This is a genomic window from Pandoraea thiooxydans, from assembly GCF_001931675.1.
GTDB classification, from domain to species: Bacteria; Pseudomonadota; Gammaproteobacteria; order Burkholderiales; family Burkholderiaceae; genus Pandoraea; species Pandoraea thiooxydans.
Window position 1 is genome coordinate 2,942,237 of record NZ_CP014839.1, and the last position, 19,172, is coordinate 2,961,408.

General features: G+C 65.4%; 15 protein-coding genes and 1 riboswitch. Of the genes, 8 read left to right on the plus strand and 7 right to left on the minus strand.

Annotated elements, in window-relative coordinates; all coding sequences use genetic code 11:
• Positions 1–123 precede the first annotated feature (123 nt).
• The 4 genes from PATSB16_RS13505 to PATSB16_RS13520 all read right to left on the minus strand — a co-directional run bounded on the left by PATSB16_RS13505 (position 124) and on the right by PATSB16_RS13520 (position 5,811).
• Complete coding sequence (locus tag PATSB16_RS13505; protein ID WP_047214631.1) at positions 124–1,509, minus strand: NCS2 family permease; 1,386 nt, start codon at positions 1,507–1,509, stop codon at positions 124–126.
• A 591-nt stretch (positions 1,510–2,100) separates the two neighbouring features.
• Positions 2,101–2,526, minus strand: a complete 426-nt coding sequence (gene cueR / locus PATSB16_RS13510) for a Cu(I)-responsive transcriptional regulator (RefSeq protein ID WP_047214632.1) — start codon at positions 2,524–2,526, stop codon at positions 2,101–2,103.
• A 6-nt stretch (positions 2,527–2,532) separates the two neighbouring features.
• A complete protein-coding gene (locus PATSB16_RS13515) occupies positions 2,533–3,288 on the minus strand; it encodes an endonuclease/exonuclease/phosphatase family protein (RefSeq protein ID WP_047214633.1) in 756 nt (251 codons plus the stop codon).
• 138 nt (positions 3,289–3,426) lie between these two features.
• Positions 3,427–5,811, minus strand: coding sequence for a heavy metal translocating P-type ATPase (locus PATSB16_RS13520; protein ID WP_083566775.1), 2,385 nt, complete (start codon positions 5,809–5,811; stop codon positions 3,427–3,429).
• 186 nt (positions 5,812–5,997) lie between these two features.
• Here PATSB16_RS13520 and PATSB16_RS13525 point away from each other — a divergent pair, with 186 nt between their 5' ends.
• Positions 5,998–6,204: a heavy-metal-associated domain-containing protein gene (locus PATSB16_RS13525; protein WP_047214635.1), complete on the plus strand. Its 207-nt coding sequence runs from the start codon at positions 5,998–6,000 to the stop codon at positions 6,202–6,204.
• A 32-nt stretch (positions 6,205–6,236) separates the two neighbouring features.
• Here the strand turns inward: PATSB16_RS13525 and PATSB16_RS13530 are convergent, their stop codons facing one another.
• Positions 6,237–7,997, minus strand: a complete 1,761-nt coding sequence (locus tag PATSB16_RS13530) for a cation:proton antiporter (protein WP_047214637.1) — start codon at positions 7,995–7,997, stop codon at positions 6,237–6,239.
• A gap of 328 nt (positions 7,998–8,325) precedes the next feature.
• Between PATSB16_RS13530 and PATSB16_RS13535 the strand changes: the two genes are divergently transcribed.
• Entirely contained in the window at positions 8,326–8,838 is a 513-nt protein-coding gene (locus tag PATSB16_RS13535) for a disulfide bond formation protein B (protein ID WP_047216561.1), read from the plus strand.
• A gap of 19 nt (positions 8,839–8,857) precedes the next feature.
• Here the strand turns inward: PATSB16_RS13535 and PATSB16_RS13540 are convergent, their stop codons facing one another.
• On the minus strand, positions 8,858–9,808 hold the full coding sequence (locus PATSB16_RS13540; protein ID WP_047214638.1) for a LysR substrate-binding domain-containing protein: 951 nt from the start codon (positions 9,806–9,808) through the stop codon (positions 8,858–8,860).
• A 159-nt stretch (positions 9,809–9,967) separates the two neighbouring features.
• Between PATSB16_RS13540 and xdhA the strand changes: the two genes are divergently transcribed.
• The 6 genes from xdhA (at position 9,968) to PATSB16_RS13570 (ending at position 18,418) form a co-directional block, all read left to right on the plus strand.
• Complete coding sequence (xdhA, locus tag PATSB16_RS13545; protein ID WP_047214639.1) at positions 9,968–11,449, plus strand: xanthine dehydrogenase small subunit; 1,482 nt, start codon at positions 9,968–9,970, stop codon at positions 11,447–11,449.
• An 11-nt stretch (positions 11,450–11,460) separates the two neighbouring features.
• Positions 11,461–13,815, plus strand: coding sequence for a xanthine dehydrogenase molybdopterin binding subunit (xdhB, locus tag PATSB16_RS13550; protein WP_047214641.1), 2,355 nt, complete (start codon positions 11,461–11,463; stop codon positions 13,813–13,815).
• Positions 13,815–14,873 carry a xanthine dehydrogenase accessory protein XdhC gene (xdhC, locus tag PATSB16_RS13555; protein ID WP_047214642.1) on the plus strand — a complete coding sequence of 353 codons (1,059 nt, stop codon included), beginning with the start codon at positions 13,815–13,817 and terminating at the stop codon, positions 14,871–14,873. The genes xdhB and xdhC overlap by 1 nt, the downstream gene beginning before the upstream one ends.
• Before the next feature lie 84 nt (positions 14,874–14,957).
• Entirely contained in the window at positions 14,958–15,986 is a 1,029-nt protein-coding gene (locus tag PATSB16_RS13560) for an adenosine deaminase (protein WP_047214643.1), read from the plus strand.
• A gap of 271 nt (positions 15,987–16,257) precedes the next feature.
• Positions 16,258–17,607, plus strand: a complete 1,350-nt coding sequence (guaD, locus tag PATSB16_RS13565) for a guanine deaminase (protein WP_047214645.1) — start codon at positions 16,258–16,260, stop codon at positions 17,605–17,607.
• A 48-nt stretch (positions 17,608–17,655) separates the two neighbouring features.
• Positions 17,656–17,884: riboswitch (yybP-ykoY riboswitch) on the plus strand.
• Positions 17,852–18,418, plus strand: a complete 567-nt coding sequence (locus PATSB16_RS13570; RefSeq protein ID WP_047214647.1) for a TMEM165/GDT1 family protein — start codon at positions 17,852–17,854, stop codon at positions 18,416–18,418. It overlaps the preceding riboswitch by 33 nt.
• Positions 18,419–18,487: 69 nt before the next feature.
• On the opposite strand, the gene PATSB16_RS13575 is transcribed toward PATSB16_RS13570, so the two are convergent.
• Positions 18,488–19,096, minus strand: coding sequence for a DUF4136 domain-containing protein (locus tag PATSB16_RS13575; protein WP_047214649.1), 609 nt, complete (start codon positions 19,094–19,096; stop codon positions 18,488–18,490).
• Between the last annotated feature and the right edge of the window lie 76 nt (positions 19,097–19,172).

Below are 19,172 nucleotides of genomic sequence, written 5' to 3' on the forward strand. Positions count from 1 at the left end.
GCAAAAAGCGTGGCCCAAAAGCAACGCCCCCTCGCTGGCTCAGGCCTGCGAGGAGGCGTTTTCAGGCGGCAGGCGCCGCCCATCGCGCTCACGCGATAGTCCGCGCCTTCGCGATCAGATCATTCAGATCGCCCAGCCGCCCAGATAGAACGTGGCCAGTACCACGGCGATGGCCACGGTGCCGACGTTGAGTTTCTTGTATTCGCCCGATACCAGACGGCCGATCACCAGCGTGCTGAAGCCGAGCATGATGCCGGTCACGATGTTGCAGGTCAGCACGATGAACACCGCGCACACCAGGCCGGCCATCGCATCGACCGTATCCTCCATATGCAGCTTGCTGATACTGCCGAGCATCAGCAGGCCCACGTACATCAATGCCGGCGCGGTCGCATAGGCCGGCACCAGCGCGGCCAGCGGCGAGAGGAAAATCAGCAGCAGGAACAGCACGCCGACCACTGCCGGTCCAAGTCCGGTCTTGCCGCCGGCGGCAACCCCCGCGGCCGATTCGATATAAGCGGCCGCCGGCGCGCCGCCGAGGAAAGCCGAGAAGATCGAGCTGACGGAGTCGGCCGTGAGCGCACGGCCGCCATTGATGATCTGTCCTTTTCCATCGAGCTGCCCGGCTTGTCCAGCCACGGCGCGAATCGTTCCGGTGGCATCGAACACGGCGGTCATCACCAGCGCAAGCACGCTGGGAATGACCGCGGCGCTCAAGGCCCCCCTGACGCTCATCGAGTCGATCAGCGTGGGATGGCCCGGCGCACTCAGCGACGGCAGCGCGAACATCCCGGTGAACTTGACGCTCGGGTCGAAAGCCAGGCCCAGTGCCGACAGCGCGATGATGACCAGCAGGATGCCGCCCGGCACACGCCGGCGTTCCAGCCCGAAGATGGCCGCCAGCCCGCCGATCGACATCAGCGCGGGAAAGCTGGCCAGGTGGCCCAGGGCGACCGGCAACCCCGGACCCGGATTCTTGATCACCAGGCCGACGTCGTTGGAGGCGATCAGCAGCAGGAACAGGCCGATGCCCACGCCCGTGCCGTGCGCGACGCCTGCGGGCAGGTTGCGCAGGATCCACGAACGCACGCCGGTCACGGAGATGGCGGTAAACACCAGCCCCATCAGAAAGATCGCGCCCAGCGCGACCGAAGGCGACACGCCCTTGCCGAGCACCAGGTCGAAGGCAGTGAAAGCGGTCAGCGAAATCGCGCAGCCGATGGCGATCGGCAGGTTGGCCCAGACGCCCATCAACAGCGAGCCGAACGCCGTTGTCAGGCAAACGGCGACGAATACCGCGCTGGTGTCGAAACCCGCCTTGCCGAACATGCCCGGCACGACGAACACGGAATAGACCATCGCCAGGAACGTCGTGAGCCCGGCCACGACTTCCTGACGCAGCGAACTACCGCGTGCGGTGATCTGGAAATGGCGGTCCAGCCGGCTCACCTCTCGAGCCGGCGCTGGCGCATCGACTCCTACGGTGGGGGCGTAGTCTTGTTCCATCATGATTCAAGCTCCTTTATCAGCGTACTGAAACGGATCGGAAAAATGTCCGTCGTCAGGCATGCTCTCATGTGTGATGCGCGTCGCGACGCCGAGGCAGTATGGCCTGCCGGCCCGTCATTGCCGGCGCGCGAGAGGCGCTATTTTCATCGGAAACGTTTTGAAGGGGTCGCCCTGCAACCGCAACCAATACCATGCGCCGAAGCAATCCATGCAGGAAAATGGTGGCCGGAAACACCCGCTGCGTGATGGGGGTCAGCCTGCAATAGCACGCCCGTGTCGGTCCGTGCCATGCCTCGTCCATATGCCATGCTGCGAACTACCGGCACATCCACGAGGCTCGCCCATCCGATAAGACAGGCGGCGAAACTTATCTCCTCACGCTCTCTGGCGACCGCATCGTGGCGATCGCATCTTCCTGTACTAGGTCGCGTTCTTATGCGACTTCATTGTATGAGCTTGAGGTCGCTGGCAAGCCTTGCGCGAGTGATGTCGATTATCAGAAGTCTCTGATAATCATGGTTTACCTGAGGTCGCCGGAAAGCCTTGCCTGGGGCCGCTGCAGCGTCCTGTCAGGCCGGGCCGGATGGGCCGTCAGCAGTGCCGTTCGACCGGCGGGTCGACGCTTTCTTCGTCACAACTCAAGCCGTCGAGAATCGGGCACTCGGGCCGCGCGTCGCCATGGCAGTGCGCGGCCAGATGCGTGAGCGTATCGCGCATCGCGCTGAGCTCGGCGATGCGTTGATTCAGCTCGTCGATATGCGCCTGCGCGAGCGCCTTGACGTCGGCGCTGGCGCGCTCGTGATCCTGCCACAGCGCCAGCAACTGACGAATCTGCTCGATACCGAAACCCAGCCGGCGCGCTTGCCGGATAAAGCGCAGCAAGTGCAGATCGGTGTCGCTGTAGGTTCGATAGCCGGACTCGGTGCGCCGGCTCTCGGGCACCAGGCCGATACTCTCGTAATAGCGAATCATCTTGGCGTTGACGCCGGAGACTTGGGCTGCTTGTCCGATATTCATGTCGTATCAGTTCAGTGGCTTCAGGTAGGCGCTGATCGGCGAGTGGTCGGAAATTCGCGACCAGGGCCGGCCGCGCAGCACTTGCGCGGTTTCGATATGCATGCCGCGGGCATAGATGCGGTCGAGCCGCAGCAACGGCAGGCTGCTGGGGAAACTGCGCGCCGGACGCCCGGCGCTGTCGAACACCTCGGTCAGTCCCAGGCGCTCGGCCAGCAGCCGGTCGGCCTGATTGGTCCAGTCGTTGAAGTCGCCCGCGATAATGAGCGGCGCGTCTTTCGGCACATTGCGCATCACGCGATCGATTAGCATGCCAAACTGCTGGCGCCGGCCCCGGCCGCTCAGCGACAAATGCACGCACAGGCAGTGCAGCGGCTGCGCCCAGCCGGGCACGGCCACTTCGCAATGCAGCATGCCGCGCCGCTCGAAGCTGTGCGTGGTGATGTCGTGATTGGCCGAGCGCAGGATCGGAAAGCGGCTCAGAATCGCGTTGCCGTGGTCGCCGTGCTCGTAGATGACGTTGCGTCCATACGCATGCTCCTGCCAGGTGCCGCCGGCCAGGAACTGATACTGCGGCTCGCTCGGCCAGTTCAGGTGGCGCGCCGCGTGGCGCAGATGCAAGCCATGTACTTCCTGCAGAAACACCAGATCTGGATTGAGCCCCTCGAGCCGATCGCGCAATTCGTGGATACGCAGGCGATGAAACTGCGAAAAGCCCTTGTGGATGTTGTAGCTGGTGATATGAAGGGGGCTGGGTGTGGCCATGGACGTCTAAGATCTGCGATGAATGGAGACTGCGGTTAAGCATGTCGCACATGCAAGTCACTTGGGGCCATGCGGGCGATTTTCAAGCATATGCCGATCTCGCCCACACGGCCATTATCCCCCCAGTCGAGCGCGCCGTCATGCCGCGCGCGGCCGCCAGCGCTTGAGCAACAGCGCATTGCTGACCACGCTCACGCTGCTGGCGGCCATGGCCGCGCCGGCAATCATCGGATTGAGCCAGCCGAGCGCCGCCAGCGGAATCCCCACCACGTTATAGGCGAAGGCCCAGAAAAGATTTTGCCGAATCTTGCTCCAGGTGCGCTGCGATACGTCGATGGCGTCGGCCACCAGCGCCGGATCGCCGCGCATGAGCGTGATGCCCGCGGCGTGCATCGCCACGTCGGTGCCGGTCGACATGGCAATGCCGACATCGGCAGCCGCCAGCGCCGGCGCGTCGTTGATGCCGTCACCCACCATCGCCACCACGTCGCCGTCGTGCCGTAACGCGGCAACCGCCTCGGCCTTGTGCTCGGGCAGCACCCGAGCCTTGATCTCATCGATGCCCAAGGCGTCGGCCACCGCCCTGGCACTGCCGGTGTTATCGCCAGTCACCATCATGGTGCGGATGCCGCGCGCCTGCAGGCGCTCGATGGCAGCCTTGGCGTGCGCCTTGACGGTATCGCCGAACGCCAGCAGTCCGAGCAGACGGGGCTGCGCGCCGGCCTCCATCAACCACGACACGGTGCGCCCGGCCTGCGCCAACCGTTCGGCCTGCTCCGCCAGCGCACCGGCGGACAACTTCAGTTCATCGAGCAAGCGCTCATTGCCGAGCCGAAGCTCATGCGTGCCGTCGGCGCTCGTCACGCGTGCGGCCGCGCCGCGCCCCGGCAACGCGCTCATCTCGCTGGCCGCCAGTGGCGCCAGCCCGGCCTCTTGCGCGGCCGCCAGCACTGCGCGCGCCAGCGGATGGGAGCTGCCGGCCTGCACCGCGGCAGCCCACTGCAGCAGTTGTGCGGCTTCGATGCCCGGCGCGGCGAGATGGTCGGTCAGGCGCGGCTTGCCTTCAGTGAGCGTGCCGGTTTTGTCGAACACCACCACGGTGACGCGGTGCGCCGTCTCCAGCGCCTCGGCGTCCTTGATCAGAATGCCGTGACGCGCTGCCACCCCGGTGCCGGCCATGATCGCCGCAGGCGTGGCCAGCCCCAAGGCGCATGGGCAGGCGATCACCAGCACGGCCACCGCATTGAGCACCGCCGCCTCCAGGCCAATGCCCGCCCAGCCGCTCACCAGCAGGGTCAGCAAGGCGATCCCCAGCACCACCGGCACGAATACCGCGGCGACCTTATCGACCAGCCGTTGAATCGGCGCCTTGGCCGCCTGAGCATCCTCGACCAGCCGGATCATGCGCGAGAGCGTGCTCTCGGCCCCGACCGCGGTGGTTTCCACGCGCAGCGTGCCGGCACCGTTGATCGAGCCGCCTGTCACGTGTGCGCCTTCGCGTTTTTCGACCGGCAGGCTCTCGCCGGTCAGCAGCGACTCGTCGAGCTGGCTGGCGCCCTCCCGGATGACGCCGTCGACCGGCACCCGCTCGCCGGCGAGCACCAGCACCATATCGCCGACCCGCACGTCGCCAACCGGCACTTGCTCGGCCGGCGCCGAGCCGCGCAGCACTCGCGCGGTATCCGGGCGCAGCGCCGCCAGCGCGCGAATGGCCGCCACCGTCTGCCGCTTGGCGTTCGCCTCGAGCCATTTGCCCAGCAGTACCAGCGTGATCACCACCGCGGAGGCCTCGAAATACAGATGCGGCATCGCCCCACCGTTCGGCCGCAGCCATTCGTACAGGCTCAGGCCATAGGCCGCCGAGGTACCCAGCGCCACCAGCAGATCCATATTGCCGGTGCCGGCGCGCAAGGCTTTCCAGCCGGCGCGATAAAAACGCGCGCCCAGCCAGAACTGCACGGGGGTCGCCAGCAGCCATTGCAGCCAGGCAGGCAGCATCCAGTGCGCACCGAACGGCGCCGCCAGCATCGGCGCGAGCAACGGCGCCGAAAACAGCGCGGCGACGCCCACCGGCCAGGCGGTGCGCCACATCGAGGCGGCTTCGTCAGGCGCACCGCCCTGCTCCGCCTCGATCTCGCTGGCCTCATACCCCGCCTTGCGGATGGCTTCGATCAGGCGTTGCGCATCGACCATGCCGCGCAGCGCCTGTACGCTGGCCCGCTCGGTTGCCAGATTCACACTGGCCGAGCGCACGCCCGGCACAGCCAGCACAGCCTTTTCGATACGATTGACGCAAGAAGCGCACGTCATGCCCGAGACCGCCAGCTCGAGATGCGCTTCGGTGACCTGATAGCCAGCCTTGTCGACCGCCGCCTCGATCGCCTCGACCAGTGCGGCCGGCGCGGTATCGGCATCGGCCTGCACGACCGCGGTTTCGGTGGCCAGATTGACGCTCGCCTGCGTCACCCCCGGCACTTTGCCAAGCGCCTTTTCCACACGGCCAACGCAGGACGCGCAGGTCATTCCCTCGATACCCACGGACCAAGTTTGACTCACGATACAGCTCCTTTTGACAATCACACTGGCATGTTAAACCTTCCATTGGCTGGAAGGTCAAGCACCGTCCACATCACGCTCTCGATTATTTTTCGCTTGAGCTTACAACGGTAGGAAGGTTTATCATGCAGTAGCTAATCAACAGGAGTCATCATGATGCAATTCCAGGTGGAAGGTATGAGCTGCAGTCATTGCGTAAAGGCAGTAACGCAGGCGGTGCAGGCGCTCGACGCCAACGCCAAGGTCGACGTCGATCTGGCCGCGGGCTCGGTGCGGGTCGAAAGTCAGCGCGCCGCCGGCGACATTGCCGCGGCAATTACCGAAGCGGGTTATCCGGCCAGGAGCGGCAATCCGGCCTAGCGGCCGGCAGAGGTTCTGGCGGCATCGCGCCGCTAGCTCTGTTCGCTGTCCTGCTCGAGCGTGTGCTTGAGCGCGATCTGCAGTTTCGCGTGAATGCGGATAAACCAGCGGCGCAGCAGGATGGCCAGCAATAGCGCCCCGCACACCAGCAGCAGCAGCATTTCGGTGCTGGGCAGAATGCTGGCGCTGAGCGCGGCGACCAGCAGCATCACGCCGACCATCGCGGCAGCCGGAATGATCTCGGCGACGGCTCGCCGCATGTGAGCGGTGTGGCGTCCGGTCATTGCTGGGCGCACGCTCAGTTCGGCCAGCAGCAGACTGATCGACTTGAGCTTGCGGTACACCGCGATCAGGAACGGCAGGGCCAGCAGCAGCGCCACGCCCCACACCAGCGTGCTCTGCAGCCCGTCGTCGGTCACCCAAGGGGAGAACAGCGCGATCAGGCGCGGGCTGAAATACGCCACCACCAGGAAAATCGTCACCACCAGCGCCAGATTCACCGACACATTGAACGCCACGCGCCGAAAAATGCCGACCAGCGCAGCCCGCTCGTCCGACAGACGCAGTCCTTGCAGCCACTGGGTGTATTGCCGAAACACATACGCCACGCGAGGCGGCATGGCCCGCCCGAGCCAGCGGGAGAATGGATCGGCGCCCTTGATCAGATAGGGCGTGAGCAGCGTGGTGATGGCCGACACGGTCACCGCGATCGGGTAGAGAAAATCGCTGGTGACCTTCAGCGACAGACCGAGCGAGGCAATGATGAACGAGAACTCGCCGATTTGCGCCAGGCCCATGCCGACCCGCATCGAGGTGCGGCCGTCCTGCCCCGAGACGAACACGCCCAGGCCGCACGAAATGATTTTTCCCAGCACCACCGCCACGGTGATCACCGCGATCGGCGCCGCGTAATGGAGCAGCACGCGCGGATCGAGCAGCAGCCCGATGGCAACGAAGAAGATTGCGCTGAACATGTCGCGCAGCGGCGCGATCAGCCGTTCGATGACGTGCAGCTCGCGTGACTCGGCCATGATCGCACCGATCAGGAACGCGCCCAGCGCAATGCTGTAGTCCAACTGAACCACCAGCAGGCAGAACCCGAAGCACAGCCCGAGCACCGTCACCAGCAGCATCTCGTCGCTCTTGAAGCGCGCCACGTAAGCGAGCAATCGCGGCACCAGCAACAAGCCGACCACCAGCGAGACCACCATGAACAGCAGCAGCTTGCCCAGCGTGAGGCCGACGTCGACGGCGTTGACCGAGCCGCTGGTGGCGATGCCGGAGAGCAGCGCGATCATGGCAATGGCGAGAATGTCCTCGACGATCAGCACGCCGAAGATGAGCTGCGCGAAATTCTCGCGCTTCATGCCCAGCTCGTCGAGCGCCTTGACGATGATGGTGGTCGAGGAAATCGCCAGCATCGCCCCCAGGAACAGCGAATCCATCGTGTCCCAACCGAAGCCGCGGCCGATTTCGAAGCCCAGCCAGAGCATCAGCACGATTTCCGTGAGCGCGGCCACCAGCGCGGTGACGCCGACCTTGGCCAGCCGGCGCAGGCTGAATTCCAGGCCCAGCGAAAACAGCAGAAACACCACGCCCAGCTCGGCCAGCGTATTGATGGTCGCTTCGTCGTGAATCAGCGCGAACGGCGGCGTGTAGGGCCCGATGATCACGCCGGCCAGAATGTAGCCGAGCACCACCGGCTGCTTGAAACGATGAAAGATGACCGTGACGATGCCGGCGAGCAGCATGATAACGGCCAGATCCTGAATGAAGTCGATCGCGTGGTGCATCCGATAAGCCGTCCAGAAAAAAGCGTTGCGAGCACTGAGTCGCGCAATCCGGTTTGCCGCACCGCCGCGCCCGGGGGGTGCTATCGCGCTCACTCGAATTTTGCGGGGCGTTTTGCGTTGTGGCGAGCAAGCCGCGGCCGAGGTCGGCCACGACCGGGTCGGCACTGCCGAATATACGCGAGGGCCTCGGCGCCACGCAAGCGGCCGTTGGCAGTACAAAAATATGCCATCCGCCGCGCAACCTGCCGCCCGGACACATGTCGGATACCGCAGGCGCGCGGGGTACAATGCCCGGCATCGCGTTTTCACCTTCGAACCGGCTTTTATGATGACCCGTTACGACGATACACTGCGGCACGAGCGGCGCCTTTACCTGCTGCTCGGCGTAATTTGCGTGGCCCTGCTGGGCGGCGCGCTGTACCTGCAATACGGCCGCGGGGAAGACCCCTGTCCGCTGTGTATCCTGCAGCGTTACGCCTACGCACTGATCGCGATCTTCGCCTTCGGCGGGGCCGCCTCGCGCAGTCCGGCGGGCATCGGCGCGGCGCGCTGGCTATCGATGCTGGCCGCCCTGGGCGGTGCCGGCGCCGCCGGTTATCTGATCTGGGTGCAGTCCCATCCGTCGATGAGCTGCGGCTACGATGCGGTGGAAGCCTTCGTCGACGGCCTGCCGACCGCCCGTTGGCTGCCCTCGCTGTTCAAGGTGCAGGGCCTGTGCCAGACCGTCTACCCGCCGCTGCTGGGCCTGTCGCTGCCGACATGGTCGCTGATCGGTTTCGTCCTGATCCTGCTGACGCTGCTGTTGCATCGCCCGCTGCGGCACCCGTCGCAAAGCCGTTGAGCCCGGGCCGGGTCGCGTTTCAGTCCGCGCGGCCCGGCGCCCGCACATTGGCCTCGAGTTCGGTCGCCACCTCGGCGATGCGCCGCCGCAGCCAGGTGATTTCGGGCGCGGCATGCGTGCGTTCGTGCCATAACTGATAGAAGCGCATCGGCGGAAACGCGAACGGCGAAGCCACCACCCGGATGGGCAAATAACGGGCGTAATGCTGGGCAAACTGGCGCCCGGTGGTAAACACCAGATCGGTGCGCATCAAAACGTAGGGAACCAGCCCGAAATACGGCATGGTCATCTGGATGTGTCGGCGCAAGCCGCGCTCGGCCAGGCAACCGTCGATGAAACTGTGCCGCTCCGACACATAGGGGGTGGGCGCCAGATGCGGCAGCTCCAGGTAATGCTTGAGCGAAATGCCCTTGTTGGCCAGCGGATGGTGATTGCCCAACATGCACACCACCTCGTCGTCGAACAGGCGCGACATGTGCAACTGCGGCGGCGGCTCCAGCCAGTTGCCGATCACCACGTCGAGCGTGCCGTTCTCCAGCGCCCCGACATAATCGAAACCCGCATTGATCGGATGCACGATCAGCTTGGCCTGCGGCGCCTCGCGGCGCAGCACCTCGGCGATCTTGGGCAGGAACACGGCGTCGAGGTAATCGGGCGCGCCCAACTGAAACACGCGCGAGGTGCTGTGCGGCGAAAATTCCGTGGTCGGATGCGTGATCCGGTCGATGGCCGCCAGTGCGTCGGTCGCGTAGGCCAGCAGTTCGCGGCCGCGCTCGGTCGCCACCATCCCGCTTTTGCCCCTTACCAGGATGGCGTCGCCGGTGATCTCGCGCAGGCGGCGCAGCGAATTGCTGATCGCAGGCTGCGACTGGCCGAGCTTGAGTGCGGCGCGCGACACGCTCTGTTCGGTCAGCAGAATCTGCAGTACGCGCAATAAATAGGCGTCGATCTGTTCGCGGGGTCGTTGCATGGGCGGTGGGTGCTCTGGTTATCGTCTGCCGTACCTGAATAGTCTACGTCAATCCAATTCATCGGTCGCGCTTGATACCCAACATCACCCGCGACAAATGCCGATGACGGCGGCCGGTGCTATCGTCGGGGCATTCCCACAATGAACTAGACTCGAGTCATGGAGACACAAACTATCCGCTTCTATTTTCGCGGCCAGGTGCATGAAGTCACCGGCCAGCCTACCACGCGGACCGTCCTCCAGCACATCCGCGAAGACCTGCATTGCACCGGCACCAAGGAAGGATGCGCCGAGGGCGATTGCGGCGCCTGCACGGTGGTCATCGGCGAGCTGGATCAACGCGGCGAGGTCGAACTGCGGGCGGTCAACGCCTGCATCCAGTTCCTGCCCACGCTCGACGGCAAGGCGCTCTATACGGTCGAAGATCTGCGCCAACCCGATGGTGCGCTGCATCCTGTGCAGCAGGCGATGGTCGACTGCCACGGCTCGCAATGCGGATTTTGCACCCCCGGGTTCATCATGTCGATGTGGGGTATGTACCTGAATCGCGATCCGGCGCTGCCCAAACCGACCCGCGAGGAAATCAACGACGTGCTCTCGGGCAACCTGTGCCGCTGCACCGGCTACCGCCCGATCGTCGACGCCGCCCAGGCCATGTTCGACCTGCCGCGCGCAGAATTCGACCGCCAGGCGCTCGCGACCATCCTCAAGGGACTGGCGCGGCAAGATGCCCTTACCTACCAGGCGGGCAACCAGGTGTTCCACGCACCGCGCACGCTGGCGCAACTGGCCGAGCTGCGCGCGAGCCATCCCGAGGCACGTATTCTGGCCGGCAGCACCGACGTCGGGCTGTGGGTCACCAAGCAATTCCGTGAGCTGCAGCACCTGATCTACATCGGTCAGGTCGCCGAACTGCGCGAACTCACGCGCGATGACGGACACCTCTACATCGGCGCGGGCGTGCTGCTCAACGACGCCTTCGACGCGCTGGTCGAACACTATGGCGAGCTGGCCGAAATGCGCCAGCGCTTCGCTTCGTTTCCGATCCGCAACGCCGGCACGCTCGGCGGCAACGTCGCCAACGGCTCGCCGATCGGCGACTCGATGCCCGGCCTGATCGCGCTGGGTACGCGCATCGTGTTGCGGCGCGGCGAGCGCGTGCGCGACATGCCGCTGGAAGACTTCTATCTGGCCTATCAAAAAAATGCGCTGGAGCCGGGTGAATTCGTGCAGGGCATCCGCGTCCCGCTGCCGGCGGCGGCACAGCGCTTTCGCACCTACAAGCTGTCCAAGCGTTTCGACCAGGACATCTCGGCGGTGTGCGCGGCCTTCGCCATCACGCTCGACGGCGACACCGTGCGCTCGGCCCGCATCGCCTTCGGCGGCATGGCCGCCACGCCCAAGCGCGCCGCAGCCGCCGAGCAAGCGCTCGCCGGCAAGCCCTGGAACGAGGCCAACGCGCGCCTGGCAATGGCCGCGCTGGCGCAGGACTATGCCCCGCTGGCCGACATGCGGGCCAGCAGCACCTATCGGCTGAGCGCGGCACAGAATCTGCTGTATCGCTTTTTCCTCGAAACGCGTCCCGACGCGCCGCTCGCGGCGCATCAAGTCAACGCGTTCGCCACCGCCGCCACTGTTTGAGGAAAATCGCCATGAATACCCAAGTCGAAGCTTTCATGACCCAGGACCAAGCGAGCGCCGGTCAAAGCCAGGGGGCGCAGGTGGGCCTGTCGCGCCCGCACGAATCGGCCGACCTGCATGTCAGCGGCGAGGCCATCTACACCGACGATATCCCCGAGCTGCAAGGCACGCTGCACGCCGCGCTCGGTCTCTCGCAAAAAGCTCACGCCCGCATCGTCGAACTCGACCTCGAACCGGTGCGCCGCGCGCCGGGCGTGGTGGCGGTGCTGAGCGCCGCCGACATTCCGGGCGTCAACGACTGCGGGCCGGTGATTCACGACGATCCGCTGCTGGCCGACGGCGTGGTCCAATACATCGGCCAGCCGATGTTTCTCGTCGTGGCGCATAGCCACGATGCGGCGCGCCGCGCCGCACGTCTGGCCGCGGTCCAATACGAAGAGCTGCCGGCGATTCTGACGCCGCAGCAGGCCAAGGCCGCCAAAGCCGGCGTGCTGCCGCCGCTGCACCTCAAGCGCGGCGACCCCGATGCGGCGATCGCCAGCGCGCCGTTCAAGCTGGCCGGCACTTTCGAATGCAACGGTCAGGAACAGTTTTATCTCGAGGGGCAGATTTCCTATGCCGCGCCCAAGGAAGGCCACGGCGTGCACGTCTGGTGTTCCACCCAGCATCCGAGCGAAATGCAGGCGCTGATCTCCCACGCGCTGGGCTGGCACGCGCACCAGGTGCTGGTCGAGTGCCGCCGCATGGGCGGCGGCTTCGGCGGCAAGGAGTCGCAGTCGGGCCTGTTCGCCTGCCTGGCGGCGATTGCCGCCACCCGCCTGAATCGCCCGGTCAAGCTGCGGCTCGACCGCGACGACGACTTCATGATCACCGGCAAGCGTCACGGCTTTTACTACGAATACGAGATCGGCTACGACCACGACGGCCGCATTCTCGGCGCCCGGCTCGACATGACCCTCGGCGCCGGCTTCTCGGCCGACCTCTCGGGCGCGGTGGCCACGCGCGCGATCTGCCATTTCGACAACGCCTATTATCTGGCCGACGTCGACATGCACGCGCTGTGCGGCAAGACCAACAAGCAGTCCAACACGGCGTTTCGCGGCTTCGGCGGCCCGCAGGGCGCGCTGGTGATGGAAGTGGCGATCGACGCGATCGCCCGCAAGCTGGGCCAGGACCCGCTCGACGTGCGACGCCTGAATTTCTACGGCACCGACGAGCGCAATGTCACGCCGTACGGCCAGACCGTCACCGACAACGTGATTCACACGCTGGTCGACGAACTGGCCGCCAGCAGCGACTATCGGGCGCGCCGCCAGGCGGTGCGCGAATACAACGCCGCCAGTCCGGTGCTCAAGAAAGGGCTGGCGCTGACCCCGCTCAAATTCGGCATTTCGTTCAACGTGCCGGCGTTCAACCAGGCCGGCGCGCTGGTGCATGTCTATCGCGACGGCTCGATCCTGGTCAACCACGGCGGCACGGAAATGGGCCAGGGGCTCAACACCAAGGTCGCGCAGGTGGTCGCGCACGAACTGGGCGTCGACCTGGCCTGCGTGCGCGTGAGCGCCACCGACACCAGCAAGATCGCCAACACTTCGGCTACCGCCGCCTCCACCGGCTCCGACCTCAATGGCAAAGCCGCCCAGGACGCCGCCGCACAGATTCGCCGACGCCTGACCGAGTTCGCCGCACAGCGCTACAACTGCGCGCCCGAAGCGGTCCGTTTCGCCAACGGCACCGTGACGATCGAGCAGCAGTCGCTGCCGTTCGCCGAACTGATCAACGCCGCCTACCTGGCGCGCGTCCAGCTGTGGTCGGACGGTTTCTACGCGACTCCCGGTGTACACTGGGACAGCAGCACGATGACCGGCCACCCGTTCTATTACTTTGCGTATGGCGCGGCGGTCTCGGAAGTATTGATCGATACGCTGACCGGCGAATGGCGGCTGCTGCGCGCCGACGTGCTGCACGATGCCGGCAAATCCATCAATCCGGCGCTCGATATCGGCCAGGTCGAGGGCGCCTTCATTCAGGGCATGGGATGGCTGACCACGGAAGAACTCTGGTGGAACAAGGACGGCAAATTGATGACGCACGCACCCTCGACCTATAAGATCCCGGCGGTCAGCGATTGCCCGGCCGACTTCCGCGTCAAGCTGTTCGACAACCGCAACGCGCAAGACTCGATCCATCGCTCCAAGGCGGTCGGCGAGCCGCCGCTGCTGCTGCCGTTCAGCGTATTCAACGCGATTCGCGATGCGGTGGCCAGCGTCAACGACTACCGGGACGAGCCGGTGCTCAACGCTCCCGCCACGCCCGAAGCGATTCTCGGTGCGCTGACCGAACTGCGCAGCCGGAGCGCGCACTGATGCACGGCTGGATCGCCGAGGCTCAGCGGCTGGTGACGCACGGCGAGTCGGCTGTGCTGGTCACGGTCGCCAAGGCCGAAGGGTCCACGCCGCGCGAGGCCGGCGCCAAACTGCTGGTCACGCGCGAGCACCAATGGCAGACCATCGGCGGCGGCCATCTCGAATGGCGCGCCGTCGACATTGCGCGGCAGCTGCTCAAACAAAGCGCCGGGCATGGCGGCGCACGCCACGTCGAGCGGCTCTCGCTCGGCCCCAGCCTCGGACAATGCTGCGGCGGCGCGGTCACGCTGGTGTTCGAGCTGCTCACGGTGGCCGACCTTGGCTGGCTCACCAATTTGGCCAAGCGCCTGCAAGCGGGCCAGGCGACCTTGCGCAACGTTGCTATCGCAGACGCGGGCGCCAATCCGCCAGGCCAGCCCAATCCGGCTGCCGGCCCCGTGACCTTGACCGATCCGGCTGCCGGCAGCACCGACGCCCCGCTCGCGCCGCAGGACGATTGCCTGCTATGGCAGGCCCGGGACGGCTGGCGCTGGCTCACCGAGATCATCGCTCCGGTCGATTTTCACGTAGTGCTGTTCGGCGCCGGCCACGTCGGCCAGGCGCTGGTGCGCGTGCTGGCCACCCTGCCCTGCACCGTCACCTGGGTCGACGAGCGCGAGGCGCAATTTCCCGACGATTTGCCGGCCAACGTCACTGTCGAAGCCACCGATGTGCCGGAAGCCGCGATTGCCGAAGCACGCCCACGCAGCTATTTCCTGGTCATGACGCACAGTCATGCCCTCGACCAGCGCCTGTGCGAGCACATCTTCCTGCGCGATGATTTCGCATACTTCGGGCTGATCGGCTCGCAAACCAAGCGCCGCCAGTTCGAGCATCGGCTGCGCGAGCGCGGCGTGCCCGACGAACGCCTGGAACAGATGATCTGCCCGATCGGCGTGCCCGGCGTGAGCGCCAAGACGCCCGAAGTGATTGCCATCGCGGTGGCCGCGCAGCTGCTGCGCGTGCGCGAACAGGATATCCAACGGGCCGCATCCCGCCCGGCCGCGATCGCGGTATAGTTTTCTCTATCGGGCCGCCGCGCAAGCGGCGGCCGATCGTGCGATATTTGTCTGACCCGCGCTCGACTTTGCTCAATCGCTCCCATGAATCCGACGCTGATCAAAAAAATTCGCGACATGCCCAAGGCTGAGCTGCACCTGCATATCGAGGGCACGCTCGAACCCGAGCTGATTTTCCGTCTGGCGGAACGCAACGGACTCACGCTGCCCTACGCGTCGGTCGACGCATTGCGCCACGCCTACGCCTTCACCGACCTGCAGTCATTCCTCGATCTTTACTATGCCGGCGCCGGCGTGTTGCAGACCGAGCAGGATTTCTATGACATGACGTGGGCCTATCTCGCGCGCGCCCATGCCGATCATATCGTTCACACCGAGATTTTCTTCGATCCGCAAACCCACACCGCGCGCGGCATTCCGCTCGATCTGGTGCTGGGCGGCATCGAGCGGGCGCTGGCCGACGCGGAAAAGCGCTATGGCCTGTCGAGCCGATTGATATTGTGTTTTCTGCGGCACCTGTCCGAAGCCGACGCCATCGCCACACTCGAGGCCGCGCTGCCCTATTTCAAAAGCCTGTCGCATCGGCTCATCGGCGTCGGGCTGGATTCATCGGAGCGCGACAACCCGCCGGCAAAGTTCGCCCGCGTCTTCTCCCAATGCCGCGCATTGGGGCTGCGGCTGGTCGCGCACGCCGGGGAGGAGGGCCCGCCAGCATACATCAGCGAAGCGCTCGATGTCCTGCACGTCGAGCGTATCGACCATGGCGTGCGCTGCGTCGAAGACCCGGCGCTGGTGGCCCGTCTGGCGCGCGAACACACCGCGCTCACGGTGTGCCCGCTGTCGAACGTCAAGCTCAAGGTATGCGACGACCTGAGCCGGCACCCGCTCAAGGCCATGCTCGACGCCGGTCTGGCGGTGACGATCAATTCGGACGATCCGAGCTACTTTGGCGGCTATCTGAACGACAACTATCTGGCGACATTCGAAGCCCTGGCGCTGGACGAGCAGCACGCCTACGCACTGGCCCGCAACAGCTTCGAGGCCGCCTTCCTCGACGACCGCCAGAAGCGCACCCTGTTGGGCCATCTCGAGCGTTATTGGCAAACGGCGTAAGGCACACGGTCGCGCGCGGCGGACAGCGTTATCAAGGAATGCGAATGCGGCATATTCAGCGGCTGGCACCACATCACGCGCGGCTAATGTTACTTTCCCTCTAACATGCCGGCATGCGAACCTTCGGGATTCGCGCCACCGGCAAAAGACATCCACAAGAAACCGGAGACTCTTCGAGGATCACGACTGCCACGCCCCGGCCGATCAGGCCTCATACGCGTGCCGCCGCCCGTCCCGCCGATCTCCACGTCCCACGAGAGAAACATCGACTATGCCTGCCGACCCGACCTCCCCCAAGCTGCCCGACGCTGGCCAGCGCACGGCTTACCGCGCCCAACTGCTGTACTTCACCGGCGAGCCCGGCCGCGCCGGCGACAATAGGGCGAGCACCACCGTGTGGCTGTCCGACGGGCTGCTCGTGGTAGAGGGCGCACGCATTGCGCAGGTCGGCGACTATCGCTCGCTCGCGTCCGATCTGGCTCCCGGCACGCCGGTGATCGACTGGCGCGACAAACTGATCACCCCGGGCTTCATCGACACTCACATCCACTATCCGCAGACCGATATGATCGCGTCGCCCGCCCCGGGCCTGCTGCCGTGGCTGGAGACCTACACGTTCCCGACCGAGCGCCGCTTCGAAGATCCGGCCTATGCGGCCGACGTCGCGCGCTTCTTCATCGACGAACTGCTGCGTTGCGGCACCACCAGTGCGCTGGTGTACTGCACGGTGCATCCGGGCTCGGTCGATGCATTTTTCACCGAGAGCGCCGAACGCAACTTGCGCATGGTCGCCGGCAAGGTGATGATGGACCGCAATTGCCCGGAGTTCCTGCGCGACACCGCGGAGACCGGCGGGCGCGACAGCGAAATGCTGATCCAGCGCTGGCATGGCCAGGGCCGGCAACTCTATGCACTGACGCCGCGCTTCGCCCCCACTTCGAGCGAGGCGCAATTGGGCGTATGCGGCGAGCTGGCGCAGCGCTATCAGGACGTATTCATCCAGACCCACGTGGCGGAAAACCTCGATGAAGTGAAATGGGTCAAGGAGCTGTTCCCGGGTCACCGCAGCTACCTCGACATCTACGATCATTACGGCCTGCTGCGCCCCCGCGCGGTGTATGGCCATTGCATCTGGCTCGACGGCCATGATCGCCGCCGCATGCAGGAGACCGGTGCGGTGGCCGCGCACTGCCCGACATCGAACCAGTTCCTCGGCAGCGGTCTGTTCGATTTCGCCGCGGCCGAGGCCAGCCACATGCCGGTGACGCTGGCCACCGACGTCGGCGGCGGCTCGTCGTTCTCGATGCTGCAAACGATGAACGAAGCCCACAAGGTCGCGCGCCTGTCCGGCTATCATCTGAATGCCGAGCGGATGTTCTATCAAGCCACCGAGGGTGCCGCGCAAGCGCTCGGCCTGGGTGGCCAGATCGGCACCCTGGCGGCCGGCGCCGAAGCCGACTTCGTGGTGCTCGACCCACAGGCCACGCCGCTGCTGGCGCGCCGCACCGCCCAGGCGGATTCGCTCGAGGAACTGCTGTTCGCCCTGGCCATGCTGGGCGACGACCGCGCCGTGGCCGCCACTTTCGCGGCGGGCCGGCGGGTGCACCAGCGCGGCGGCTAACGGCAGCGGCCGGCGCTGGCCCGGCGCTGCGGGCCGATGTATAATCGGCCGCACTTCATTGGGGAGTAGCCGCCCTGCCGGTCACGGCAGGGGCGCATGTCAACAGACTTGGCTGCCGAATTTCACCGGCGACCATGGCATGCGCAGCCACACATGGGCCTGGCCAGACCAATGACCGACTCCCTCGCGACGGGCCGGAGGGGGACGGTCATTGGCAAACCATATCGGCCCGGCGGAGCGCTCGATGTCCCCTTTTCTTATCTCGACCGGTGTGGTCGCGCTTGCCGAAATCGGCGATAAAACCCAATTGCTGTCGCTCGTGCTGGCGGCCCGCTTCAAGAAGCCGGTGCCGATCATCCTGGGCATTTTGGCCGCCACCCTGCTCAACCACGCGGGCGCCGGCGCCATCGGCGACTGGCTGACCACAGTAGTCAGCCCGACCATCCTGCGCTGGAGCATCGTCATCTCGTTTCTGGCGATGGCCGTCTGGATCCTCATTCCCGACAAGCTCGATGCTGAAGAAGGCAACGCACGTCGCAAACTCGGCGTGTTCGGCACCACCCTCGTCACCTTCTTCATGGCAGAAATGGGCGACAAGACGCAGATCGCCACCGTCATGCTGGCCGCGCGCTTTCATGAATTTTTCGGCGTCGTGGCCGGCACCACGCTGGGCATGATGCTCGCCAACGTGCCGGCGGTGCTGCTCGGCCACCGCTTCGCGCACCGCATGCCCACGCGCGCGGTTCACATCGCCGCGGCGGTGATCTTCGCGGTGCTGGGCGTGCTGGCCTGGCGCGAAGCCGGCATGTGAGTCGCGTGGCCCGCATGAAAAAAGCCCGCACAGGTGGCGGGCTCTCTGGTGCGATGGTGCCGGCGCGGGTCATTTCGACGGCGTGACTTTCTCCTCGACGCTCGACTGCTGCCCACTCGGGAATGGCAGCTTGGCCAGCGCCGCGCGAATCAGATAAGGCATGACGCCCACCAGCGAATTGCCGCCGTCTTCCGTGCGCGCCGACACCAGATAGACTTCCCGCCCGCTGGCGCGGTCGAGAAAACGCAGTTGCAGCCATTTCATATAGACCGGCCAATCGCGCTCGACGTACATCGGCGGCGGCCCCCACATCCACGGGTTGTAGCGCCAGCCCCAGGGGCCGTACCAGCCGGGCCCGAACATCGGGTCGAAGGCCGGCTCCTGGACACGCACCACGCTGCTTTGCATGCCGTAGGCCAGCGAGACGAGGTATTGCGCATCGCGCGCCGCGCGTTCCTGAAAGCCGTCGCCGGCGAGCCGATCGCGCACCCAGCCTTCGTAAGTTTTCTGCTCCAGGTTGTTGTCCTGCTCCGGGGTGCGCTTGAAGGCATACGTGCGCGCCCCGTGGAATGCTCCGTTATCGTGAAAGGCCACGACTTGAGTCGTCACCGTGCTGGCGCAAGCGCTCAGCAAAAACACCAGCGAAATCACTCCGCCAAGCCGCCAATTGATTCGCATCGCATCTCCTTGAAAGTTCGCGCAGCGAGTATTTCCATTCGACTGGGTGCCTGCCGTGAAATTCAATTCCGGCGGG

Coding starts and splice junctions, on each gene's coding strand:
- PATSB16_RS13505 (WP_047214631.1), bottom strand. CDS start 1,509: ATGATGGAACAAGACTACGCCCCCACCGTAGGAGTCGATGCGCCAGCG.
- cueR (WP_047214632.1), bottom strand. CDS start 2,526: ATGAATATCGGACAAGCAGCCCAAGTCTCCGGCGTCAACGCCAAGATG.
- PATSB16_RS13515 (WP_047214633.1), bottom strand. CDS start 3,288: ATGGCCACACCCAGCCCCCTTCATATCACCAGCTACAACATCCACAAG.
- PATSB16_RS13520 (WP_083566775.1), bottom strand. CDS start 5,811: ATGACCTGCGCGTCCTGCGTTGGCCGTGTGGAAAAGGCGCTTGGCAAA.
- PATSB16_RS13525 (WP_047214635.1), top strand. CDS start 5,998: ATGATGCAATTCCAGGTGGAAGGTATGAGCTGCAGTCATTGCGTAAAG.
- PATSB16_RS13530 (WP_047214637.1), bottom strand. CDS start 7,997: ATGCACCACGCGATCGACTTCATTCAGGATCTGGCCGTTATCATGCTG.
- PATSB16_RS13535 (WP_047216561.1), top strand. CDS start 8,326: ATGACCCGTTACGACGATACACTGCGGCACGAGCGGCGCCTTTACCTG.
- PATSB16_RS13540 (WP_047214638.1), bottom strand. CDS start 9,808: ATGCAACGACCCCGCGAACAGATCGACGCCTATTTATTGCGCGTACTG.
- xdhA (WP_047214639.1), top strand. CDS start 9,968: ATGGAGACACAAACTATCCGCTTCTATTTTCGCGGCCAGGTGCATGAA.
- xdhB (WP_047214641.1), top strand. CDS start 11,461: ATGAATACCCAAGTCGAAGCTTTCATGACCCAGGACCAAGCGAGCGCC.
- xdhC (WP_047214642.1), top strand. CDS start 13,815: ATGCACGGCTGGATCGCCGAGGCTCAGCGGCTGGTGACGCACGGCGAG.
- PATSB16_RS13560 (WP_047214643.1), top strand. CDS start 14,958: ATGAATCCGACGCTGATCAAAAAAATTCGCGACATGCCCAAGGCTGAG.
- guaD (WP_047214645.1), top strand. CDS start 16,258: ATGCCTGCCGACCCGACCTCCCCCAAGCTGCCCGACGCTGGCCAGCGC.
- PATSB16_RS13570 (WP_047214647.1), top strand. CDS start 17,852: ATGTCCCCTTTTCTTATCTCGACCGGTGTGGTCGCGCTTGCCGAAATC.
- PATSB16_RS13575 (WP_047214649.1), bottom strand. CDS start 19,096: ATGCGAATCAATTGGCGGCTTGGCGGAGTGATTTCGCTGGTGTTTTTG.